The sequence below is a fragment of the Mycobacterium sp. AT1 genome (genome assembly GCF_002043095.1).
Taxonomy (GTDB): domain Bacteria; phylum Actinomycetota; class Actinomycetes; order Mycobacteriales; family Mycobacteriaceae; genus Mycobacterium.
The window spans coordinates 1-830 of the sequence record NZ_MVOC01000017.1; the positions used below are offsets into that span (position 1 = coordinate 1).

The 830-nt window shown below is 66.9% G+C and carries 1 pseudogene (running past one end of the window); it reads left to right on the plus strand.

The window, feature by feature from the left end:
- Positions 1 to 830, plus strand: a pseudogene (locus B1790_RS09230) (DUF222 domain-containing protein) (its annotated part continues 343 nt past the right edge of the window); the annotation flags it as partial.

The following is an 830-nucleotide window of genomic DNA, read 5'->3' on the forward strand; positions in this document are numbered from 1 at the left end:
CGGTTGGTGGAGATCGCCGCGGAGATCGAGGGTGACGGGATTTGGGGTGCGACCGGTTGTCGGTCGGTGCCGGCGTTGGTGGCGTGGAAGTTGGGCGTTAGCCCGCATACCGCGGAGACACTGGTGATTGCCGCGCGGCGGTTGGAGGAGTTCCCGCGGTGTGCGGCGATGATGCGCGAGGGTCAGTTGTCGTTGGATCAGGTCGCGGTGATCGCCGAGCGGGCCGGTAAGGGGTCTGACGAGCATTACGCGCAGTTGGCGTCGGTGGCGACGGTGACCCAGTTGCGTTCTGCGATCAAGTTGGAGCCCCGCCCGAAGCCTGATCGGAAGCCCTAGTCGGAGCGGTCGGTCCGCAAGTCCGTCGGCGAGACGCACACGACGTATCGGATCACGTTGTCGAAGGTGGAGGCGGCCAAGTTGGATGCCGCGTTGGATTCGCATCGTGATGCGTTGGTGGCGGCGTGGAAACGTGACCACGCCGACAGCGGCACCGACGACGACACCGATGACGAGGTGTACGGCGGTGCCCGGCACGGCGAGAATCCCGACGGTCCCTCGGTCCAGGTGCCACCGTTCCCCACCACCACCGACGCGTTCATGAGCGTGGTCGAGGCCGGCTGGGACGCCGACGTGGCACGCCGCCCGCATGGGCAGCACACCACCGTCGTCGTGCATCTGGACGTCGAAAACCGCAACGCTGCGCTGCATCTGGGGTCGTTCCTGTCCGAGGAGGACCGCCGCTACCTGATGTGCGAAGCGGACTGCGAGATCTGGTTGGAACGTCACGGCCAGGTCATCGGGTCCGGGCGGGCGACCCGCCAGATCAGCCG